This window comes from Syntrophomonas palmitatica JCM 14374 (assembly GCF_001311885.1).
Taxonomy (GTDB): domain Bacteria; phylum Bacillota; class Syntrophomonadia; order Syntrophomonadales; family Syntrophomonadaceae; genus Syntrophomonas_A; species Syntrophomonas_A palmitatica.
In genome coordinates this window covers 67361-87970 of sequence record NZ_BBCE01000001.1, presented here as the reverse complement: position 1 = coordinate 87970, position 20610 = coordinate 67361, and the positions used below count along the sequence as shown (strand labels likewise).

Sequence of the window (20610 nt, the reverse complement as noted above, 5' to 3'; positions counted from 1 at the left end):
ATGCGCTATGTTGTCCTGGCTTTATTGCCGTGGTTGGCCATATTTTTACAGTCGACAGTCTTTAGCATATATAGTATAAATGGAACCGTACCTGATCTGGTTTTAATTTTTGTAAGTTTTTTTGCTTTGATAAATGGGGCCATAAGAGGAACGGTTTACGGTTTCCTATGCGGTATGTTGGAAGACCTTTTTACCGGGAGATTTATCGGAGTTAATGCTTTGTCCAAGGCATTGACGGCTTATATTCTAGGTAGAATACAGACGGTTGTTTTCAAAGACAATCTGCTGGTGGGAATCTTGACGGTATTAATTGCCACTGTCATCAATACCTTTTTCCTATTGTTACTGAGTTTAATGGTTTTTGATGTCTTCCATTTGGATGCCGGTTTAATAACTTCGTTATTATACCAATCTGCATATAACATGCTGCTGACCGTACCCCTTTATATCTGGTACTATGGTTCTTCACAACATGGCCTTTTAAGATTCAACCGGGAGAATTAAATGAAAAGGTCAAATCTGAAAACCCGCTTAAAAGTATATTCCTACTGTGTGATTGCATTGCTGGCCTTGTTGTGTGTGCGCCTTGCCTTTGTACAAATTTTCCTTAATCAGCAATTTCAAACTCAAGCCAAAGACAACCGTGTGCGATTGGTACCCGTCAAAGCCCCTCGAGGGGAAATATATGCCGCCGACGGGGAGGTTTTGGCCGCCAACGAGTTGGTGTATACCTTGAATCTTAGCTATCTGGGAGTAAGCGGACAGGATTCCGCTATCAACCGCCTGGAAAAACTACTGCAGCCCTACTATCCCGAAATAAATGAAAAATTCATCAAGGAAAAAATCGAACTGCAGCAGTACCGCCTTTTTGAACCGGTAGTGCTTATGCGGGATATACCCTGGGAGCTGGTAGTGAAACTGGAGGAAAATCGTCAGGAGCTGCCGGGGGTAACTGTAAACGTCGAACCGCTGCGTTCTTATCCCCAGGGTCGATGGCCGGTCATGTTCTAGGTTTTATTCATTCTATTGACCCTAAAGAATTGGAGGGCTCTGACTATAGTATTAACAGTCTAATCGGCAAATCCGGCCTGGAAAAACAGTATGAAAAAGAACTCAGGGGTCAGGATGGGGCGCGGCAGGTGGAAGTAAATGTCGGCGGGAGGCCGGTACGGGAATTAGTGACCCTGGAACCACATCCGGGCAATAACCTGTATTTGACTATAGACTCCAAATTGCAAAAGGCCTTGGAACTAAGCATGGAACAAAACCTGCAGCGTTTGCAGCAACAGAACCCCAAAGCCAAAGTGGCCTCGGCGGTAGTTCTGAATGTTAAAACCGGTGAGGTTCTGGCTATGGCCAGCAGCCCGGCATTAAATCCTGATGACTGGAAGGGTAATTTCAAACCAGAACTGACCGATTATTATATACCGCAGGGGTCTTATGATCCTATGAAACCGGGGGCTCTGAGCAACCGCGCCATCCAGTCTACTTATCCTCCCGGATCGACCTTCAAACCGATAACCGGTATGGCAGCACTGGAAATGGGGGTTATGGACCCGCTTCATGATTTGGTAAACTGTTCGGGCTCTTACTGGGTGGCGCCTTTTATTAAATGCACCGGAGTACACGGTAATGTCAGCTACTATAATGCCCTGGCGGTATCGTGCAACACATATTTTCAGGAAATGGGACGCCGCGCGGGTAAGGATGAGATTATCCATGTAGCTTCCGAATTTGGACTGGGCAGCCGCACCGGCATAGACCTCCCTTATGAAGAAAAGGGATTACTGCCCACTGCGGCCTGGAAAAAGGAAATTGGTACCGCACTGCTAAAAAGAAAATATGAGCGTCTGTTCAAGGAGTTGGACCGCAAATATGCTAATCTGATGCTTGATGCGGCTGATGCTGAGGAAAGGCAAAAACTAGAACGCAAGAAAGATGCCGAAAAAGCCCAACTGGAGGCTGAACGCAAGATCGACTATAATTTTAATACCAATTGGCAGCCATATAACACCTTTAATATGTCGATAGGACAGGGTGATAACGATTACACCGTAATCCAATTAGCGAATTACGCGGCAACGATTGCCAATGGCGGTTTTCTGATGAAACCCCATGTAGTAAAGAAAATAGTCAGTCATGAAGGTAAGGTTCTAAAAATTATCAAACCTGAGGTTGTTCATGAGGTGGATATTTCACCGCTTAGTATCGCTGAAACTAAACGAGCCATGCTGGCGGTAACCCAGCCCGGAGGCACTGCTTATTCTCTTTTCAGCCATTTTCCTGCTGATATTCAAGTGGGAGCCAAAACCGGTACTGCTGAGACAGGACGCAGCGGTGACAACCCGCGTAAAGAATACCATGGAGTATTTATAGCATTTGCTCCTGTTGACAACCCCCAGATAGCGATGGCGGCTGTGGTAGAATACGGAAACGCCGGATACGCATCAGCCGGTTATCTCGTCCGCGATGTGTTTGAGCAGTATTTCGGGGTTAAAGATCACCTGACGTCTCCGGAGGCCGAAAAAAACTGCCTCAATGAAGTTGCACGAATATTGACGTAATTTTCCCAGACGAAAACGACTCTAAAAGAGGGAATTAGATAATAGTTCCCTCTTTTTTATTTTTTTTTACGAAGGAAAAATATGTTATCAATAGAAACAAATACTATATAGAATTGGAGAAAAATAGAGGAGGTTTGCGGTGTGTCACCGGCGACCATGGTAAATGGAGATCTCTCCATTGATCTTAGTCAGTTCCAGCGCTTTCCCGATATTTTACAAGGGCTGATAGAAAGGCTGGATATAGAAGGCAATTATCAACTGGGCAGCAGGGTCAGCATAAAGCTTGGTGACCGGCATCTAAGCAGTAAACAGGTTAGAGAGATCGAGGACGTTCTGTTGGATCACGGTTTGTATCTAAAAGAATTAATGTCCAACGGGCCTCCGTTTAGAGCCCCGGATGATCCGGGGGAGGAAAGCCCATTTGATGAAATGCCTTACTACAATGATACCGCTTTAGTGTGCCGACACCTGCGGTCAGGTCAAAAGATTTTTACGGAGGGAAACCTGGTTATCCTGGGAGATGTCAACCCCGGAGCTGAAGTGGTAGCCGGAGGAAATATTCTGGTTATGGGCTCATTACGGGGTATGGTTCATGCGGGTGCTTTCGGGGATGAAAAGGCGTTAATCAGCGCTTACCGTTTTAATCCCACGCAGGTGCGCATTGCCAACCATATTACGCGCCCCCCGGACGGAATGTTCGTTGAGGTGGACTGCCCTGAACTGGCCAGAATCAGGGCCGGAAAAGTGGTAATAGAGAAGTTAAAATTATGATTGGAGGCTGAATAATGAAAGGCAAGGTTATTGTGGTTACCTCTGGCAAGGGAGGAGTTGGCAAGACAACTACCACTGCCAACCTGGGAACGGCCCTGGCTATGATGAACAAAAGGGTGGTCATGATAGACACCGATATTGGTTTGCGTAATCTCGACGTGGTAATGGGCCTGGAGAATCGTATCGTATTCGATATTGTTGATGTTGTAAATGCGAATTGCAAACTGAATCAGGCCTTAATCAGGGACAAGCGTTTTGACGGTCTAAGTCTGCTGCCTGCGGCTCAGACCAAGGACAAAACGTCCGTAACACCGCACCAAATGAAGAACCTCACTAACGAGCTGCGCAAAGATTATGATTTCATTCTGGTAGATTGCCCTGCCGGTATAGAACAGGGTTTTCGCAATGCAGTAGCGGGAGCGGACGATGCCATCGTGGTGGCAACGCCAGAAGTATCTTCGGTCAGAGACGCAGACCGCATCATTGGTCTTTTGGAGGCCAGCGGACTTAAAGGCAGCCGTTTAATTATCAATCGCCTGCGCAGCAAAATGGTCAAACGCGGCGATATGATGGATATTGATGACATCCTGGACATTTTGTCCATCGATTTATTAGGGGTTGTTCCGGAGGATGAATCAATTGTTGTTTCTACCAACCGCGGAGAACCGGCGGTTCTCGAATCGGCTTCCCGCGCCGGGGGGGGCTTACCGGCGCATAGCTCGTCGTCTTTGCGGAGAAGAAGTACCTATACTGTCAAATGAAGACGAGCCTGCCGGTATCATGGACAGATTCAAGAAAATGCTGAAACTGGCCAGGTAAGGAGGGTGTGAATGGTGTTAGATATTCTCACCAAAATATTTAACCGTGAAAATATAAACAGCAAGGATATAGCCCGTGAAAGACTGCGCCTGGTCTTGGTGCATGACAGGAGTTCAGTATCTCCGGAATTATTGAATGCTTTAAAAGAAGACCTCATTAAGGTGATCCGCGAATACCTGGATATTGATGATGAAGAACTGGTGGTTAACCTGGAAAACTCGGAGGATTCTGTGGCATTGGTGGCCAGTATACCCGTAAAAGGCTTTCGCCGTGCGGGATAATGCATTGCAGATAAACACAGATTATTTTAATGCAGGTCACGCAGACTGATTAATATTAACACAGGTTAATGCAACCTGTATGCGAATTTTGATTGATTCTAAGGCTGGTACTTGATAAAGTACTGGCTTTTATTTTTCTTTGGCCATTATTTGCTGGCTGGACAGGTTATAGGCGCTGAAATATAATGAGCAGGGGGTGAGGGTTTTGGAGTTAAAGCGTCTTAAGTTCATCGACAAGTCGTTTGTATTTGTTCTTTTGCTGTTAATCGTTTTCGGCTTATTAATATTAAGCAGTGCCAGCTACAGCATCTCCAGCGATCATTTCTATTATGTAAAAAAACAGGTTTTATCTATAACGCTGGGACTTATTGCGCTTTTCTTCGTGATGCGTTATGACTATGCCAGCCTGCGCCAGTACAACTGGTTTTTATATGGATTTTCGATTTTTCTGCTTATTTTAGTGCGGCTCATCGGTGAGGAAATCCGCGGAACCACAGGCTGGATAAGTCTGGGTCCCCTGCCCGCTGTTCAGCCGGCCGAATTTACTAAAATACTCCTGATAGTCTCTTTTGCGAGTTTCCTCAATGATCGTAAAGGTGAACTGGATACTTTAAAGCAGATGCTGCCCTGCTTCCTCTATATGGGGGTTCCTTTTATACTGATAATGCTGCAGCCTGATTTGGGTACGGCTCTGGTTTATATTGCCATTACTGTGGTGATGATGCTTTCGGCAGGCGCCAATCCTAAAATATTAGGCGGGTTGATCGGCGGAGCATTGTTAATAGCAGCTGCTTTACTCTTCCTTCATTTCAGATTTGAATTGCCTTTGCCTATGAAAGACTACCAGCTGAAACGCCTGTTGGTTTTTCTCAATCCTTATAATGACGGACAAGGTGGCCGGGGAGCCGGCTGGAATACAATACAGTCGTTAATAGCTATTGGTTCCGGGGGGATCTTGGGTAAAGGATTGTTTCAGGGTACCCAGGTGCAATTGAATTTTTTACCCGAACACCACACGGATTTTATCTATGCGGTTATAGGCGAGGAACTTGGCTTTGTAGGCGGGACCATGGTTATTATATTATTCGGCATATTAATACTGCGCGCGGTTAAAATCGCTTACCACTGTAAAGAATTTTATGGTACCCTCATAGTGCTGGGAATAACCGCCATGTGGCTCTTTCACGTTTTTGAAAGCATAGGCATGTCAATCGGTATTATGCCTATTACCGGTATTCCATTGCCTTATCTAAGCTATGGCGGGAGTTCGATGCTGGCTAATCTGGTAGCCGCCGGGCTGGTTTTAAGTGTTAATATTAGAGGAAAGCAAATAGTCTTTTGATTTTGGGGCTATACTATAATTAAATCAGGTTTATTTAGTTATCGAGGAGGTAAATAATTTGAGTGACGGCGAAAAAAAACTGGCCACCCAAACTCTAAAGCAGGTTTTGCTTTTTATACCTAACCTGGTCAAGCTTATGTATCGCCTGGTTCAAGATGAGAATGTAACCACAACCGATAAGGCTTTGTTACTGGGTACAATAGCTTATGTTGTTTCCCCCCTCGATTTTTTACCGGATATTATACCCTTTTTAGGCAAGGTCGATGATATTCTTCTGGTTTCACTGGTTTTGAAAAGACTGATGGATAGTGTAGATCGTGAAGTTTTGGTATCATATTGGGACGGCGATGAGGACCTGCTGAATCTGATAGATAAAACCTTAAAATATGCAGTCCTGCTGGTACCCAAAGGAATATACGAAAAACTGGTGAAAAAATCACAAACTGAAAACTATACCGATGTTCAGTTTAAAGTAAAAGAAGACGAAGCGGAAAACACTGTTTAAACCGCTTATACCAGGTTTCACCTTTTATCTCCTATATTAAAATTTACGCAAAAACAACCACTGCAACGACTTAAGGCAGTGGTTATTTTATATGAATACCCCTTCCCCAAATAAAGAAATTATATCCGCGCCAGGTTTTTCTCCATAATGATTCGGGCGTCCCTTACCATGGATTCTATCAGTTCCTGGCAGGTGGTAACCTCTTTAACCAGACCGATGGATTGGCCGACCATAAAAGCGGCATCATCGCATTCCCCGGTTTTCCAGGCTTGCTGTACCCGCGCCCCTGACAGCAAGGGTATCAGTTCTCCGATAGTCGCCCCCTGGCTTTCCAATTTCAGGATTTTCTCAACCAGTTTGTTTTTAAGCGCCCTGCCTTGCAGCCCTACGCTTTTGCAAATTAAAGCAGTCTCATTTTCCTGCCTATTAATCAGTTCATCCCAGATCCGGGGATGAACCTGACATTCCCTGGTGGCGATAAAACGGGTGGCCATTAAGACTCCCTCAGCGCCCAGGCATAGGGCAGCGGCCAATCCGCGCCCGTCGGCTATGCCTCCTGTGGATATAACCGGAATCTTTACGCTTTCTACAATACGCGGCAGTAAAACCATCGTGCTGACATCATCGTTTAAGGGGTGGCCGCCTTCCTCTATGCCGGCGGCAATGACCGCATCGTAACCGTAGCGTTCAATATTCAGAGCATGCCGCACCGCTCCTACCTTGTGCATTACCTTTACGCCAGCCTTATGCAGCATGTCAAGGTATTTAACCGCTGGTTTGCCGGAGACCTCAATTGCGGTCACTTTTTCCTCCGCGCATACCCGGAAGAAATCATCATATATGGCTTCGGTAAACCGCATCGAAGGCAAGAGGGTTATATTAATTCCAATAGGTTTGCTGGTGAGTGAACGCGCCTTATGAATTGCAGCCCTGAAATCTTCTCCGGTATCGTAATTACAGGCCGTGATATTGCCCAGGCCTCCTGCGTTAGAGATAGCGGCACACAGTTCAGGTGTGGCCAGCCACAGCATTCCCCCGCAGACTATAGGATATTCTATACCAAAAAGTTCGGTTATCCTGGTTTTCATATTCCTGCCTCCCCGTAAAAGTTTCTAATATTAATATTACAACAATAGATAATCAAATACAAAAACTTATTGCGGATATTAGATATTGTATAAGGAATATATTTTATATGGGATTTATATATTTTACCAGTTAGGGATGTCCATTATTGAAAGAGAGTTGAGGTGATAAATATGCTGGGCAGTTTCAAGATCCGCCTGCTGCTGGTTATTGTAATTGTAACCCTGGCAGGACTAAGTGTGCAGGCTAACAACGAAAGCCAGCAAGTGGTTAAACCTGTTCTGCAGTATATATTAAAGGACTATGGCTTTGAAGATAAAATGACTGCCTATATTGATAACCTTTGGGATAATGGGAAAGGACAGGGTGTACCCACATCGGGAACCGCAGTTTTACAGGTTCCATGCAAGTATATTAAAATTGAACGTTATTATGGTTGGTATTGGAACCGGGAGGATAAAAAACAGGAGTTTTCTCCGGGCGTGACTGCAGGGTGCGGGAAAACACTTTGGTAAAACCTGTAATGGGCGGAAAAATACTCGATATAACGGATGATGCTGAAGGCCGCAGGGTAAAGGTCTTGCACCAGGATGGGGTGATTTCTTCTTATGGAGGGCTGAAAGAAGTGCTGGTTAAAAAAAATGAGGTGCTTGACCGCCAAAAAGTATTGGGTAAAAGCAGTCAAAAACTCTATCTGGAAATGGAAAATCAACAAGGACCGTTGAATCCTAACAGCCTTTTTCAGGACTAATGAAACTGGGAAAAGTCGCGGGAATAGTAATTAAGATAAACCTCCTTTTTCTGCTCTTAGCAGGCATCTATGTCTACCTGGGAATGGGATGGGAGGTTTTAAGCATTACGGTTTCCTTGATGATGCATGAAATGGCACATACCCTGGTGGCTGTTTTTTCCCGTATCCGTATAACAGAAATAGAACTGCTGCCTTTTGGCGGCCAGGCGCGTATCGAAGATTTTACCGGCCTGGAACCGGAAAATGAAATATATATAGCCCTGGCGGGGCCGCTGGTCAGTCTTAGCCTGGCAGGGCTTTTTTATTTTCTGCCCGTATTATATTTTGCTCCCTATGGGAGACTCTTGTTTAATATAAATCTGTTATTGGGATTGTTTAATCTCCTGCCTGCCTTACCCTTGGACGGAGGGCGGATTTTGCGGGCTGTCTTGTCAGTTAGGCAGGGTTACAAAAAAGCCACGCAGACCTCGGCTCGTCTGGGACTACTGACGGCAGCAGCTTTGACTGTCTATGGCATATATCTGTCGGTTGGGGATTTAATCGGGGCTAACTATATAGTTATAGGGGTTTTTTATTCTGGGCTGCCCGCCGGGAACAAAATTTTTAGTTTACTTTTTCATGCGTTACCTGGTACATAAAAAGGCGGAGCTTGCCATAAGGGCTTTTTGCCCGCCAGGCATCTGGCCAGCTACCCAGAAACTCCGGTAAAAAAAATTTTGGCCCAGAGCCAGGCTTCTTACTATCTGATGGTTGTGCTTTTGGATCGTGATGACCGGGTTATTGATATGCTGGGTGAGGCACGGCTGATTGAGACTTTGTTAAGTAAAGGTCCGCAGGCTAATTTGGCTGACTGTTGCCAGGATAATAAGCCATAATTTGCATGATCATAAATGGTTATGCGATAATTGCGGAAGAATTATGGCTAGGGATATTATGAAACGTTTTGGGGGTAAAATGCCTAAAAATAATAGTAACGGGTGGTCTTTCCTGCTCAATATATACACTGCTCCAGAGGCTGGAATGATAGAATCCAGGTTGAAATCTGAGGGTATTCCGGTTTTGAAAAAGAGCAAAGGCAGCGGGGCGGTCATGGATATATATACAGGCCAGCCTTTGTACGGCTGGGATTTGTATGTACCGGCAGAAGCCCAGGAAAAGGCTCGGAGTTTGTTGTTTGATAACATCCCGGATAGTTCGGAGAGCTTTGCCTATAAAGAATATTTGCCGGGAGAGGACGACTCCGGTCCCGGTTTATTAAGTTCCCTGCGTCCGATGGGCCGGTGGTTGGTAATACTGGCATTTGCTCTGCCATCTCTCGCTGCCCTGGCATACTATCTTCTAGCTGATTTTATTAAGAAAGCGATATTTTACTTAAACTATTTAAAGTTTTAATGGTATGACGTATGTAATTTAGCGTCTATTGGGAGGATTTTATGCAGGAACGCTTGTTTAACGATATACTGCCTCGGGTTTCCAAACCGGCCCGTTATACGGGCGGGGAAGTGAACATGATTAAGAAGGACTGGCAGGAAGCCCGGGTTAAAATGGTCTTTGCCTTTCCCGATGTTTACGAAGTGGGGATGTCCCATATCGGAGGACGGATTCTTTATGGACTGGTAAATGAGAAAAGCGCGCATCTTATGGAAAGATCCTTTGCGCCCTGGCCGGATATGGAGGCTGTAATGCGGGAGGAAGGCATACCACTGTTTTCTCTGGAATCCTTTCGACCTTTAAATGATTTTGATGTAATCGGTTTTTCTCTGCAATATGAACTGTCCGCCACCAATATTTTAAATATGTTGGACCTGGCCGGAATACCTTTGTGGGCTTGCGAACGGAATGATGGTCATCCCCTGGTGATGGGCGGAGGTCCGGTGGTTTTTAATCCTGAACCCTACGCGGATTTTTTTGACTTCTTCCTTATCGGAGACGGGGAAGAAGTCTTGTTGGAAGTATTGGATTGTCTGCATGAAAACCGAGAGCTTCAAAAAACAGAAACCCTCCTGAAGCTGGCGGCTATCCCCGGAATCTATGTGCCGTCACTCTATGTGGTGGAATATAACCCGGATTATACCATAAAATCAATGCGTCCTGTCGGCAAAGGTGTTCCGGAAAGGGTTCGCAAACGGGTGGTTGCCAACCTTGATACGGCTTATTTTCCGGACAAGCCTATCGTACCTTATATGAACATTGTTCATGACCGCGCTGTGCTTGAAGTTATGCGGGGATGCCAGAGAGGCTGCCGCTTCTGCCATGCCGGGATGGTCTATCGTCCGCTGCGGGAAAGAAGCAGGGAAACCCTGCTCAGGCAGGCTGCCGGGCAGCTTAAGAATACAGGTTATGAGGAAATATCCCTGGCGTCTCTAAGTACCCTGGATTATTCGGGTGTGAATTGCCTGGTGCGGGATTTGGTTTCCGCATATGGGGATAAAGGGATTGGGGTTTCACTGCCTTCCTTAAGGGTGGATGCTTTTTCTATAGAATTGGCCAATGAAGTGCAGAAGGTACGCAAAACCACGCTCACCCTGGCGCCCGAGGCAGGCAGTCAGCGTATGCGTGATATTATCAATAAAAACGTCAGTGAAGAACAAATGCTGCAGGCTGCCCAGGCTGCCTTTAAATCAGGCTGGCTTGCGCTTAAACTCTATTTTATGTTCGGATTGCCCTTTGAGACTGAAGAAGACCTGGATGGCATCCTGGCCTTGCTGCAGCAGGTCAAAAGTGTTGGTGACCGCAGCTCTCGCCGTCCCGTTGAGATCAGGGCCAGCCTGGCCTGTTTTGTGCCTAAAGCCCATACCGCTTTTCAATGGCAGGCCATGAACAGCCTGGAGGAGCTTGAGAATAAGCGGCGATATATTAACCGGGTGAGAAGAAAAAATATAAAATTGAGTTTTCATGACAGCCAGACCAGTTACCTGGAGGGGGTTTTCGCGCGCGGCGACCGCCGCCTGGGGTCAGTTATCCATCGCGCCTGGCGACAGGGCTGCAAGTTTGATGGCTGGAGCGATTTCTTTCATTATGAAACCTGGCGGGAAGCTTTCCAAGACTGTGGCATTGATCCCGGTTTTTATACCACTCGGCCCAGAATGCGGGAAGAAATCTTTCCCTGGGACTTTATTGACACCGGTATCAGCAGAGCCTTCTTATGGCGGGAAGCCGAGAAGGCCCGTGAAGCAGCCCTGACAGCGGACTGCCGCCAGGAAGGGTGTACCGGCTGCGGGGTCTGCCCGCATTTAGAAGTTGATTTGGATATTAAAGAAGGAAGGAACGAATCGACGCGGACATACGCGGAATAAGAACCGCTTAGCCACAGATGAATACGGATTTTCACAGATTATTACTGTTATAATTACGACAAAATTAAATGATATACCCTGGAGTATTAATAAAGTTATTCAACGTTCACACTTGACTTAAGCTAACATAACGCTTTGTCCAAGTCAGGAAGGCAAGGCGGGCAGGTCAGTGTTAATCTGTGTAAATCAGTGGCTGTATAAAAATTTTTTAGGGTGTTGCTAATGATTTTGCGAGTTGAATATTATGTAGGACCTGAGCTGAAATTCCTCTCCAATTTGGATATGATGCGCCTGATGGAACGGGCTTTGCGAAGGGCACAGATACCATATGCCTTGAGCGAAGGGTTTAACCCGCATTTGCTTTTATCCATGGGTACCGTGTTGCCGGTAGGCCTCTGGGGCCAGAGGGAATATTTTGACCTCAAGTTAAAAGAGGACATGGACAGCCGGGATTTTATAACAAGCGTCAACAGAGTTCTGCCATCGGCTATGGCGGTAAATGATGCCCGGCCGATTGATTTAAATACTCCGGCTTTAATGAAAACCATAAACTGCGCCTCATACGTTTATCATATAAAGCATTCAGCTGCCGGACTGGACAAGCTTTCCGAACATTTAATGAATCAAACGAGTCTGATGGCGGCCAGCCGGGGCAAAAAAAAAGATACGATTAAGGACTTAAGACCAGGAATTTATAAAATATTCGTGAAGCCAGCGCGGGATTTTGCTATTATGGAAATATGGGCTGCAGCCGGAGATCCTGTTAATATCCGTTACGATGAATTAGCTGAAATGCTTGCGCAAAACGGAATTGAGAAACGGGATATAATAGACATGTACCGGAGCGGCAGCTATATACGGCAGGACGAATTATTTTATTCTCCCCTCGATAAGGTGAGATAAGTGGAAAGAGAAATTATTGCAGAAATATATCCCTGGGAGTATCGGGTGGCTATTGTGGAAGATGGCCGCCTGGTTGAGGTTTTCTGGGCTGACCAGGATGAAAGTGTAGGCAACATCTACAAAGCCAAGGTTAAGGACATATTGCCCGGGTTATCCTGTGCTTTTGTTGATATTGGGCTTAGCAAGAACGCCTTCCTTTATGCCGGTGATGTGGTCTTACCCGGCACAAAGAAGGGTGTGCAGGTCTTTGATTCTCTGAAGCGGGGTCAAGACCTCATGGTACAGGTAAAAAAAGAAGCCTTTTCAGAAAAGGGTGCACGGGTTACCGGGCATTTGACCATACCAGGACATTTTCTGGTTCTTCTTCCTCACCAACGCGAAATATCGATATCCCGCCGCTTAACCTGCAATGAACGTCGGGATTACCTGAAAAAAATGCTGGAAGCTAAAAAGACCCAGGATATCGGCATGATATTACGCACCGCCTGCGGGGAGGCTGATGACAACGATATCCTGGCTGAACTGGATGAATTGCTGAAGGTCTGGGAGGAAATCAAGACCGATTATGACAAGGCGCGGGCGCCCAGTTTGATCTATGAGGACATTGATGTCCTGGAACGCACTCTGCGTGACTATTTGGACCCGGAAACCAGGCGGGTAATCATTAATAACCATCGCTTAAAAGATAAGATAAGTAACTACATGGAGAAGAAGAAAGTACCGTTGAATTTCACGGTGCAGTTCGAAGAGGGAGATCTGTTTGAAAAGTATGGTCTGGAAAAGGACATTCGCCGTACCCTGAAACGCAAGGTGTGGCTGAAAAACGGCGGCTATCTCATTATAGATGAAACCGAAGCCATGACGGTTATCGATGTTAACAGCGGCAAATATACGGGAAAGGACAATTTTGAAGAAACTATATTCAGCATAAATGTTGAAGCAGCAGTTGAAATCCCTCGGCAGTTACGTTTGCGCAGTTTGGGGGGGATTATCCTTATAGATTTTATAGATATGAAAGACAAGCATAATGAGGAAACGGTCTTGAATATCTTTAAACGCGAAGTGGCGCGGGATAAGGCCCATACCCGCATTATAGGCATGACTGGTTTGGGATTCTTGGAAATGACCCGTAAAAAATCCCGCTACGGGGTTTCAGAGTTTTTTACTGATGATTGCAGCTATTGCAACGGGCGCGGGCGCACCATTAACATGTTTGCCCTGGCCTGCGAATTGAAACGCAAGCTGGCCAATATGGGCTATTTAGAAAATCCGGCGGTGGTTTGCGAAGCCCATCCCCAGCTTCTGCAATATGTCAGCAATGATGAAAAGAATTTAGAGTATATAACCAGGCGGATAAATAAGAAAGTTAAGTTGACGCCCAATCCCGACATGAGTTTAACTGAGTACAACATTTATGGTGAGGGCGAATAACCGTCTAACTTGACTTGAAAACTATTTTATGTTAAGGTCTAATTTGGTTGCATGTTTTTGCAACCGCTCAGTTCGGGCTCCTAAATGGCTAAAAGCCTGCCTTGCAACTGGCGAGTCTAAAAAACGTGGAGGTGTTTCTAACTCGTGTATGCTGTAATTGAAACAGGTGGCAAACAGTACAAGGTTTATGAAGGTATGATTCTGCAGGTGGAAAAGCTTGCGCTGGAACCCGGAGACAAGCTGATACTGGACAAAGTACTCATGATTAACGATGAAAACGGCGGCGTAAAAGTAGGAACTCCCCTCTTGAGCGGGGTTCAGGTAGAAGCTGAAGTTCTGGCCCAGGGGCGGGCCAAAAAGATTATCGTCTACAAATATAAGAGACGTAAGAATTACCGCCGCAAACAGGGTCACCGCCAACCATTTACCCGAATCAAGATAGTTAAGATCGGGGCATAAGACAATAAAAACATGATTAAGATAACCTTGGATTACCGGGATGATGTAATTGAGTCCTTTAACGTGGAAGGTCATGCCGGCAGCGGCCCTTACGGGCAGGATATATATTGTGCAGGTGTTTCAGCTATAACCCAAACCGCTTTGCTGGGTTTAGCAAAACACATCTCTCTGCAGATGGATTATGTAATTCGCGAAGGTTATATAAGCTGCAAGCTTCCCGCGGCTTTGAGTGATGCGGAGAGGGAAAAAGCACAGGTGATATTGTCGACTATGGAAGCTGGCTTACTGGCTATGCAGGAAGCATATAGTGATTATTTGCGAGTTGTGATAAGGAGGCCTTGATAATATGTTCAGATTTGATTTACAGCTTTTTGCCCATAAGAAAGGTGTTGGCAGTTCCAAGAACGGGCGTGAAAGTGAATCCAAGCGCCTGGGCGTAAAAAGATACGATGGTCAGATAGTGAGAGCGGGCAACATCCTGGTCAGACAGCGGGGGACCAAGATTCACCCGGGTAACAACGTTATGATCGGCGGCGATGACACTTTGTTTGCGGTAGTCGATGGCCGGGTTAAATTCGAAAGAAAAGGCAAAGATAAAAAGCAGGTCAGCGTTTACCCCATGGATGAAAATACGGCGACCATGTAAGGCGCCCCAGTAAACATTAAAACAGTATTGTAAGTAGGGAGAGTGACCGCTTTCCCTACTTATTTTTATTGGACCCCATGATTGTCATAAGGAGGACTTCGCGTGGATAACGAGAAAGTGGTGCAGTTAGTACGCCGCTTAAGACACGATTTCGGCAATCACCTGCAGGTTATTATGAGCTACAATGATTTAAACCGTCCTCAGGCGATTAAGGACTATATATTCACGGTAGTTGAAGAAATGGCTGCTGAGCGGCGGTTATTTGAGACCTTAAGCCCCGACCCGGCTTTATACCTTTTGGAACAGATTTATCTGGCTCATGATTTGGGAATAATACTAAGGTATCAGGAACTTAATATTAATTCAGCTGATATTTTGCGTAATCATCAGGAACCCTTTAAGAGCTTGGAATCTTTAAGCAAAAAGGCCATACCTTCCCGTGATGATGACCGGATTTATTATCTGTCACTATTAGAGAATGAGGGGCAGGTAAAAATGGTTTTCACATCACGAGAACTTGAAACCGATATAGAAGTGGTAATAGACGCTGATTAACGCGGACTAATTATAACCTGCGCTGAATTAACAGAAGTCTCGTAAAGCTAAGTATTATGGTTGTGATACTTATAGACTGCAACAAAAACATTAAATTAAGCAATAATCTGTGGCTATATTTTTAAGTCGTTAGTAATAGTAATTCGGGGAGTGAGTCCATGTTTGTAGACGAGGCCAGAATATATATTAAAGGCGGCGATGGCGGCAATGGCATGATTGCTTTTCGCCGTGAAAAGTATGTGCCTATGGGCGGACCTGCCGGCGGTGACGGGGGGCGCGGCGGCCATGTTATTTTTACAGCCGATGAGAACATGGGAACCTTAATGGATTTTAAATATAAAAGGCATTTCAAAGCGGAGCGCGGTACGCATGGTCAGAGTAAAAATATGCACGGCGCAGGCGGCGAAGACCTGATAGTACGCGTGCCGGTTGGAACCATCATCAAAGACGATGAAAGCGGCGAGATTATCGCCGATCTGGCTGTCCCCGGGCAGCAGGTGGTTGCTGCTCGGGGAGGACGCGGCGGCAGAGGCAACACCCGTTTTGCTAATGCCACTAATCGCGCCCCTTCTTTGTCCGAGAATGGAGAACCCGGTGAAGAAAAATGGATACGTTTAGAATTAAAATTGTTGGCTGATGTAGCTGGTGGGTTTCCCCAATGCGGGCAAATCAACCTTAATATCCAGAATTTCCTCAGCCCGTCCTAAAATAGCTGATTACCCCTTTACGACCCTGGTGCCCAATCTTGGGTGGTACAAACCCGCAGCCACGATTCGTTTGTGGTTGCTGATATCCCTGGACTGATTGCGGGCGCTCATACCGGGTCGGGCCTGGGACATGAATTCTTACGTCATATTGAGAGGACCCGGGTTTTAATATTCGTTTTAGATACGGCCCAAACTGAAGGACGTGATGTTCTGGAAGACTACCATACCTTGCGGCGGGAACTGGAGCATTACCGGCCCCAGCTGCTTGCCAGACCATATTTGGTAGCGGCCAACAAAACCGATTTGCCTGAAGCGGCTGAAAATTTGAAACGCCTTGAACAGGAGTTCGGCGAGCTTTTATTTCCGGTATCAGCGGTTACAGGGCAGGGAACCGCTGAGTTGGTGGAGAAAAGCTGGGAGCTTCTGCAGCAGGTGCCGGCGGCCCAGGTGCAGAATATTGATGAACCGGTGATTAGACGCTTTGAGGAAGAAGAACCTTTTACTATAGATAATGTTAATGGAGTATATGAGGTGTCAGGCAAACGCATCGAAAAGCTGATGGCTATGACCAACTTTGGCAGTGATGAGGGATTGCAGCGTTTCCAGCGTACCATTGAACATATGGGTTTGGAAGAAGCCTTGCGCAAAAAGGGAATAAAAGCTGGTGATACAGTGCGTATCAAGGATATAGAATTCGAGTACAGTGAGTAAACAATAATTGCAAATGCAAACAGTTTTCCGCCGATTAATAACGGGGAGGGGTTGAAGTGTCCTGGCGGGAGGAATTGAAAAACAGTAAACGTATAGTAATCAAGGTGGGAACCAGCACCCTGACCTATACAAACGGACAGGTAAACCTGCAGCGGGTAGAACGGCTGGTAAGAGAGATGGCTGATTTACATAACCGGGGTCTGGAGGTTCTGCTGGTCAGTTCCGGCGCCATCGGGGTAGGAGCCAACCGCATGGGATTTAAGAAGATACCTCGCACTATGCCGGAAAAGCAGGCTCTGGCCGCCATAGGCCAGGGGGCGTTAATGCACCTTTACGAGAAGCTTTTTGCTGAATATGGCAAAACTGTCGCCCAGGTGCTTTTGACCAGGGGAGATCTGGATGAGCGCCTGCGGTATTTGAATGCCACCAATGCGCTTTTGGCCATATTGGGTATGGATGTCATACCGGTCATAAATGAAAACGACACCGTGGTGGTAGAGGAAATAAAATTTGGTGACAATGATACCCTGTCGGCAATGGTTGCGAGTCTGGCAGATGCAGATCTGCTTATAATCTTATCGGATGTTGATGGATTCTATGACAGCGACCCGCGCAGCAATCCTGAAGCCTGTCTATTACATGAAATTTATGAAGTTACGGATGTTATGGAGGACAATTCGCGCAGCCGGGGCAGTTCATTTGCCAGCGGAGGCATGTATACCAAATTGAAAGCGGCTAAAATATCTATGGCCAGCGGGGTGCCAATGGTTATAGCTAACAGCGATACTCCCGATGTGATTCGCAAAATAGTGGGCGGGGAAGAAATTGGTACCCTTTTTATCCCCCGGGAAGAAAAAATGCACGCTCGCAAAAAATGGATAGCCTTCGGCACTGTTACTCAGGGGGAAATATTTGTTGATGCCGGAGCGGAGCAGGCCTTGCTAAAAAGAGGCAAAAGCTCCTGCCTTCGGGTATAGTGGCGGTGGAAGGCGATTTTGAACGAGGAACGGTAGTAACGGTTAAATCCGTTCAAGGCCGGGAAATAGCCCGGGGCATGGTTAATTACAGTTCGGAAGAGACCCGCCAGATAGCAGGTAAAAAAAAGTTCACAGATAGAAGAGATATTGCAGGGCAAAGACTATGACGAAGTTATTCACCGCAATAATTTATGGGTGAATGGGTGAATAACCCCAGATGAACACAGATTAATTTTGGCTGATTAATACCGTTGGGAGGATGGGTTATGGATAGTAATTTAAAGGCTATGTTATTGGAACAGGGAAAGAGAGCCAAAGCTGCGGCTAGAATCCTGGCTACAGCATCGTCTAACTTGAAAAATGAAGCCTTGATGGCTATGGCCGAAGCCCTGGTGGATAATACCGCCCCAATCCTGGAGGCCAATGCCATTGATCTGGACAATGGCCGTAAACAAGGATTAACGGCGGCTTTGCTGGAACGATTGACCTTAAATGAAGCCAGGGTCAAGGATATGGCTCAGGGGCTACGGGAAATAGCAGCCCTGCCCGATCCGGTGGGAGAAGTCCTGGGAATGTGGAAACGTCCCAACGGCCTGGATATTGGCCGCATCCGCACCCCAATTGGCGTAGTAGGAATTATTTATGAATCGCGTCCCAATGTGACTGCTGATGCCGCCGGACTTTGCCTCAAAGCCGGCAATGCCATACTCCTGCGGGGAGGCGAAGAAGCCTGAATTCAAACCGGGTCATAGCCCGCACCATCGCCGCTGCCGCCTCACAGAACGGGGTTCCCGGCGGGGCTATTCAGCTGGTGGACAGCGAGGACCGTGAAGCGGTTATATTCATGCTCAAAATGAATGATTACCTGGATGTCGCTATACCCCGGGGCGGCAAAGGCTTGAAACAGGTGGTGGCTGAGAACGCTACTGTTCCATATATTATGACCGGCATGGGCAACTGCCATGTGTATGTGGACGAATTTGCCGACCTGGCCAAAGCCCAGCGCATAGTTTTCAACGCCAAAGTACAGCGTCCCTCTGTCTGCAATGCTGCTGAGACTTTGCTGGTGCATAAAGCAGTCGCGGCAGAATTTATTCCTTTGATGCTGGGAGAATTAAAGAAAGCTGGTGTAGGGCTTCGCGCCTGCGAACAGAGCCGCGCCCTGTTCCCCGAAGCCCAGGCCGCGACAGAAGAAGACTGGGAGACCGAATATCTGGATCTCATAATGGCGGTTAAAGTTGTGGACAGCGTAGAAGAAGCTATTGAACATATAAACCGTTACGGAACCGGACATAGTGAAGCTATCGTTAGTGAAAATTACAGCCATGTGCGGCGTTTTATGGCCGCAGTGGATGCGGCGGCCGTATATGCAAATGCCTCCACCCGCTTTACAGATGGAGGCGTATTCGGTTTCGGAGCCGAGATGGGCATCAGCACGCAGAAACTGCATGCCCGCGGTCCCATGGGTCTGACTGAACTAACTACCACCAAGTATATCATCTATGGCGATGGGCAGATAAGGTAGAGGAACGATTCACACTAATTTTTTAATGGTAAGGCAAGACAAATGATTGCACGATTTAAATCAAGTTTCAAATATCCCAACAATGCTTAGTCAACTTAGCTATTTTCATCCGTGGTTTGTGTTTTACACGAGCAAGTTAGGTTAAATGAGTCTTAATTTTATTAAAAAGTTGTGTGAATCATATAAGTCTATGAAGTCTGTGTCTATTCCTACTCAATAATCTCAAATTTATAACGCGCCAGGGTTTCCAGATTCTCCGGGCTGAGCGCGTATTCGCGCTGCAGGAGTTCGCGCTGGCACTCGGTGCCGCAGAGCTCGGTGGAGAGGTAACGCAGTCCGTTGTCGTTTATCATGGTAACAATACATTTCAAATCCGGGTATTTCAGAGCCAGTTTGCGGGCTGCGGCCACATTGCAGCCTGACGAAGTGCCGCAGAAAATTCCCTCCTGGCGGGCGATTTCCCGGGCGGTTTCCATACATTCATCTGATGGGACCAGGATAATGCCATCCACATACTGCAGGTCCAATACTTCCGGAATCAAGCCGTCAGCTATTCCCTGTACTTTATGATGGCCGATACGACCGTAGGCCAGTATAGGAGACTCGGCAGGTTCTGATATATAAACCTTGATGTCAGGGTTTTTCTCTTTCAATAATTTAGCGGTGCCGGTAACCGTTCCGCCGGTTCCCTGACACATGACGAAGGCATCCACCTGGCCGCCGGTCTGTTCCCATATTTCCGGAGCGGTATTATCAATATGGGCTTTGAGGTTGTCTTCACGGTAAAACTGACCGATTTCAAATACCTGCTCCCCATACTGTGACTTGATCTTTTCCACTTCTTCCAGGACCAAATCGACATCGGTTTCAGCCCCCGGGGTTAATACCAATTCTGCGCCATAGGAACGAATGGTTTTTTTGCGTTCATCACTCATTCCCTGCGGCATGACGATAATTACGCGGTATCCTTTAGCAGCGCCCACCATGGCTGTAGCAATACCGGTATTGCCAGTTGTTCCTTCCAGCAAAATCATACCCGGTTTTAAGTCACCCCGTTCTTCGGCCTTCTGAACTATCTTATGGACTACCCGGTCTTTGAGACTTCCGCTCGGGTTGGCGTATTCCAGCTTTACACAGATATCGGGTTTTAATTCCGCCGCTATCTTACTCAGGCGAATCAACGGAGTAAGTCCGATCGCATCCAGAACATTGTCCAGGATGCCCTTATTTCTCTCCCAGTCCATTTTAAAACCTCCCGATTTATGTTTATTCTATCGTGGT

At 46.5% G+C, this 20610-nt stretch carries 22 protein-coding genes, 4 pseudogenes and 1 other annotated feature; of the genes and pseudogenes, 24 read left to right on the top strand and 2 right to left on the bottom strand.

Features of this window, described 5'->3' with window-relative positions; all coding sequences use genetic code 11:
• The 8 genes and pseudogenes from mreD (at position 1) to JCM14374_RS00455 (ending at position 6282) form a co-directional block, all read left to right on the top strand.
• Entirely contained in the window at positions 1 to 504 is a 504-nt protein-coding gene (gene mreD, locus JCM14374_RS00490) for a rod shape-determining protein MreD (protein ID WP_054692026.1), read from the top strand.
• Positions 505 to 1157 (top strand): annotated as a pseudogene (locus tag JCM14374_RS14165) (penicillin-binding protein 2); the annotation flags it as partial.
• A gap of 99 nt (positions 1158 to 1256) precedes the next feature.
• Complete coding sequence (locus tag JCM14374_RS00480) at positions 1257 to 2564, top strand: penicillin-binding transpeptidase domain-containing protein (protein ID WP_369397260.1); 1308 nt, start codon at positions 1257 to 1259, stop codon at positions 2562 to 2564.
• 141 nt (positions 2565 to 2705) lie between these two features.
• Positions 2706 to 3335, top strand: a complete 630-nt coding sequence (gene minC, locus JCM14374_RS15460) for a septum site-determining protein MinC (RefSeq protein WP_369397244.1) — start codon at positions 2706 to 2708, stop codon at positions 3333 to 3335.
• 14 nt (positions 3336 to 3349) lie between these two features.
• Positions 3350 to 4154 (top strand): annotated as a pseudogene (gene minD, locus JCM14374_RS00470) (septum site-determining protein MinD).
• Positions 4155 to 4168: 14 nt separating this feature from the next.
• Positions 4169 to 4435: a cell division topological specificity factor MinE gene (gene minE / locus JCM14374_RS00465; protein WP_054692358.1), complete on the top strand. Its 267-nt coding sequence runs from the start codon at positions 4169 to 4171 to the stop codon at positions 4433 to 4435.
• A 205-nt stretch (positions 4436 to 4640) separates the two neighbouring features.
• The gene (rodA, locus tag JCM14374_RS00460; protein WP_054692017.1) at positions 4641 to 5777 is read left to right on the top strand and encodes a rod shape-determining protein RodA; all 1137 of its coding nucleotides are present in this window, start codon (positions 4641 to 4643) and stop codon (positions 5775 to 5777) included.
• 58 nt (positions 5778 to 5835) lie between these two features.
• The gene (locus JCM14374_RS00455) at positions 5836 to 6282 is read left to right on the top strand and encodes a YkvA family protein (protein ID WP_054692014.1); all 447 of its coding nucleotides are present in this window, start codon (positions 5836 to 5838) and stop codon (positions 6280 to 6282) included.
• 119 nt (positions 6283 to 6401) lie between these two features.
• Here JCM14374_RS00455 and JCM14374_RS00450 read toward each other — a convergent pair whose 3' ends face one another.
• Complete coding sequence (locus JCM14374_RS00450; protein ID WP_054692011.1) at positions 6402 to 7370, bottom strand: NAD(P)H-dependent flavin oxidoreductase; 969 nt, start codon at positions 7368 to 7370, stop codon at positions 6402 to 6404.
• 171 nt (positions 7371 to 7541) lie between these two features.
• On the opposite strand from JCM14374_RS00450, the gene JCM14374_RS00445 reads away from it, so the two are divergent.
• The 16 genes and pseudogenes from JCM14374_RS00445 to JCM14374_RS00375 all read left to right on the top strand — a co-directional run bounded on the left by JCM14374_RS00445 (position 7542) and on the right by JCM14374_RS00375 (position 19329).
• Complete coding sequence (locus tag JCM14374_RS00445; RefSeq protein WP_157048880.1) at positions 7542 to 7883, top strand: hypothetical protein; 342 nt, start codon at positions 7542 to 7544, stop codon at positions 7881 to 7883.
• Positions 7877 to 8119, top strand: a complete 243-nt coding sequence (locus JCM14374_RS00440) for a peptidoglycan DD-metalloendopeptidase family protein (RefSeq protein WP_054692007.1) — start codon at positions 7877 to 7879, stop codon at positions 8117 to 8119. The genes JCM14374_RS00445 and JCM14374_RS00440 overlap by 7 nt, the downstream gene beginning before the upstream one ends.
• Entirely contained in the window at positions 8119 to 8757 is a 639-nt protein-coding gene (locus JCM14374_RS00435; RefSeq protein ID WP_054692004.1) for a site-2 protease family protein, read from the top strand. The genes JCM14374_RS00440 and JCM14374_RS00435 overlap by 1 nt, the downstream gene beginning before the upstream one ends.
• Before the next feature lie 27 nt (positions 8758 to 8784).
• The gene (locus tag JCM14374_RS00430) at positions 8785 to 8994 is read left to right on the top strand and encodes a hypothetical protein (protein WP_054692001.1); all 210 of its coding nucleotides are present in this window, start codon (positions 8785 to 8787) and stop codon (positions 8992 to 8994) included.
• A gap of 43 nt (positions 8995 to 9037) precedes the next feature.
• Positions 9038 to 9511, top strand: coding sequence for a putative signal transducing protein (locus JCM14374_RS00425; protein WP_054691999.1), 474 nt, complete (start codon positions 9038 to 9040; stop codon positions 9509 to 9511).
• A gap of 41 nt (positions 9512 to 9552) precedes the next feature.
• Entirely contained in the window at positions 9553 to 11415 is a 1863-nt protein-coding gene (locus JCM14374_RS00420; protein WP_054691996.1) for a TIGR03960 family B12-binding radical SAM protein, read from the top strand.
• A 222-nt stretch (positions 11416 to 11637) separates the two neighbouring features.
• On the top strand, positions 11638 to 12318 hold the full coding sequence (locus tag JCM14374_RS00415; protein WP_054691993.1) for a TIGR03936 family radical SAM-associated protein: 681 nt from the start codon (positions 11638 to 11640) through the stop codon (positions 12316 to 12318).
• On the top strand, positions 12319 to 13749 hold the full coding sequence (locus tag JCM14374_RS00410; protein WP_054691989.1) for an Rne/Rng family ribonuclease: 1431 nt from the start codon (positions 12319 to 12321) through the stop codon (positions 13747 to 13749).
• Positions 13750 to 13800: 51 nt separating this feature from the next.
• Positions 13801 to 13877, top strand: a sequence feature (ribosomal protein L21 leader region).
• Between the two features lie 16 nt (positions 13878 to 13893).
• Positions 13894 to 14208, top strand: coding sequence for a 50S ribosomal protein L21 (gene rplU, locus JCM14374_RS00405; RefSeq protein ID WP_054691986.1), 315 nt, complete (start codon positions 13894 to 13896; stop codon positions 14206 to 14208).
• Positions 14209 to 14220: 12 nt separating this feature from the next.
• Complete coding sequence (locus JCM14374_RS00400; RefSeq protein WP_054691983.1) at positions 14221 to 14550, top strand: ribosomal-processing cysteine protease Prp; 330 nt, start codon at positions 14221 to 14223, stop codon at positions 14548 to 14550.
• A gap of 4 nt (positions 14551 to 14554) precedes the next feature.
• A complete protein-coding gene (gene rpmA / locus JCM14374_RS00395; protein ID WP_054691980.1) occupies positions 14555 to 14854 on the top strand; it encodes a 50S ribosomal protein L27 in 300 nt (99 codons plus the stop codon).
• A 102-nt stretch (positions 14855 to 14956) separates the two neighbouring features.
• Complete coding sequence (locus tag JCM14374_RS00390) at positions 14957 to 15409, top strand: Spo0B domain-containing protein (protein WP_054691976.1); 453 nt, start codon at positions 14957 to 14959, stop codon at positions 15407 to 15409.
• A gap of 158 nt (positions 15410 to 15567) precedes the next feature.
• Positions 15568 to 16827 (top strand): annotated as a pseudogene (obgE, locus tag JCM14374_RS15455) (GTPase ObgE).
• Between the two features lie 56 nt (positions 16828 to 16883).
• Complete coding sequence (gene proB / locus JCM14374_RS00380; protein ID WP_369397242.1) at positions 16884 to 17804, top strand: glutamate 5-kinase; 921 nt, start codon at positions 16884 to 16886, stop codon at positions 17802 to 17804.
• The gene (locus tag JCM14374_RS15450; protein ID WP_369397241.1) at positions 17804 to 17971 is read left to right on the top strand and encodes a PUA domain-containing protein; all 168 of its coding nucleotides are present in this window, start codon (positions 17804 to 17806) and stop codon (positions 17969 to 17971) included. Before proB ends, JCM14374_RS15450 begins: the two co-directional genes overlap by 1 nt.
• A gap of 99 nt (positions 17972 to 18070) precedes the next feature.
• Positions 18071 to 19329, top strand: a pseudogene (locus JCM14374_RS00375) (glutamate-5-semialdehyde dehydrogenase).
• Positions 19330 to 19538: 209 nt separating this feature from the next.
• On the opposite strand, the gene JCM14374_RS00370 reads toward JCM14374_RS00375, so the two are convergent.
• On the bottom strand, positions 19539 to 20573 hold the full coding sequence (locus JCM14374_RS00370; RefSeq protein WP_054691973.1) for a PLP-dependent cysteine synthase family protein: 1035 nt from the start codon (positions 20571 to 20573) through the stop codon (positions 19539 to 19541).
• Positions 20574 to 20610 lie beyond the last annotated feature (37 nt).

Bases quoted from the DNA above. Each gene is read 5' to 3' on its own strand.
- mreD (WP_054692026.1), top strand. From the start codon at position 1: ATGCGCTATGTTGTCCTGGCTTTATTGCCGTGGTTGGCCATATTTTTA.
- JCM14374_RS00480 (WP_369397260.1), top strand. From the start codon at position 1,257: ATGGAACAAAACCTGCAGCGTTTGCAGCAACAGAACCCCAAAGCCAAA.
- JCM14374_RS00450 (WP_054692011.1), bottom strand. From the start codon at position 7,370: ATGAAAACCAGGATAACCGAACTTTTTGGTATAGAATATCCTATAGTC.
- JCM14374_RS00445 (WP_157048880.1), top strand. From the start codon at position 7,542: ATGCTGGGCAGTTTCAAGATCCGCCTGCTGCTGGTTATTGTAATTGTA.
- JCM14374_RS00435 (WP_054692004.1), top strand. From the start codon at position 8,119: ATGAAACTGGGAAAAGTCGCGGGAATAGTAATTAAGATAAACCTCCTT.
- JCM14374_RS00425 (WP_054691999.1), top strand. From the start codon at position 9,038: ATGGCTAGGGATATTATGAAACGTTTTGGGGGTAAAATGCCTAAAAAT.
- JCM14374_RS00420 (WP_054691996.1), top strand. From the start codon at position 9,553: ATGCAGGAACGCTTGTTTAACGATATACTGCCTCGGGTTTCCAAACCG.
- JCM14374_RS00415 (WP_054691993.1), top strand. From the start codon at position 11,638: ATGATTTTGCGAGTTGAATATTATGTAGGACCTGAGCTGAAATTCCTC.
- JCM14374_RS00400 (WP_054691983.1), top strand. From the start codon at position 14,221: ATGATTAAGATAACCTTGGATTACCGGGATGATGTAATTGAGTCCTTT.
- rpmA (WP_054691980.1), top strand. From the start codon at position 14,555: ATGTTCAGATTTGATTTACAGCTTTTTGCCCATAAGAAAGGTGTTGGC.
- JCM14374_RS00370 (WP_054691973.1), bottom strand. From the start codon at position 20,573: ATGGACTGGGAGAGAAATAAGGGCATCCTGGACAATGTTCTGGATGCG.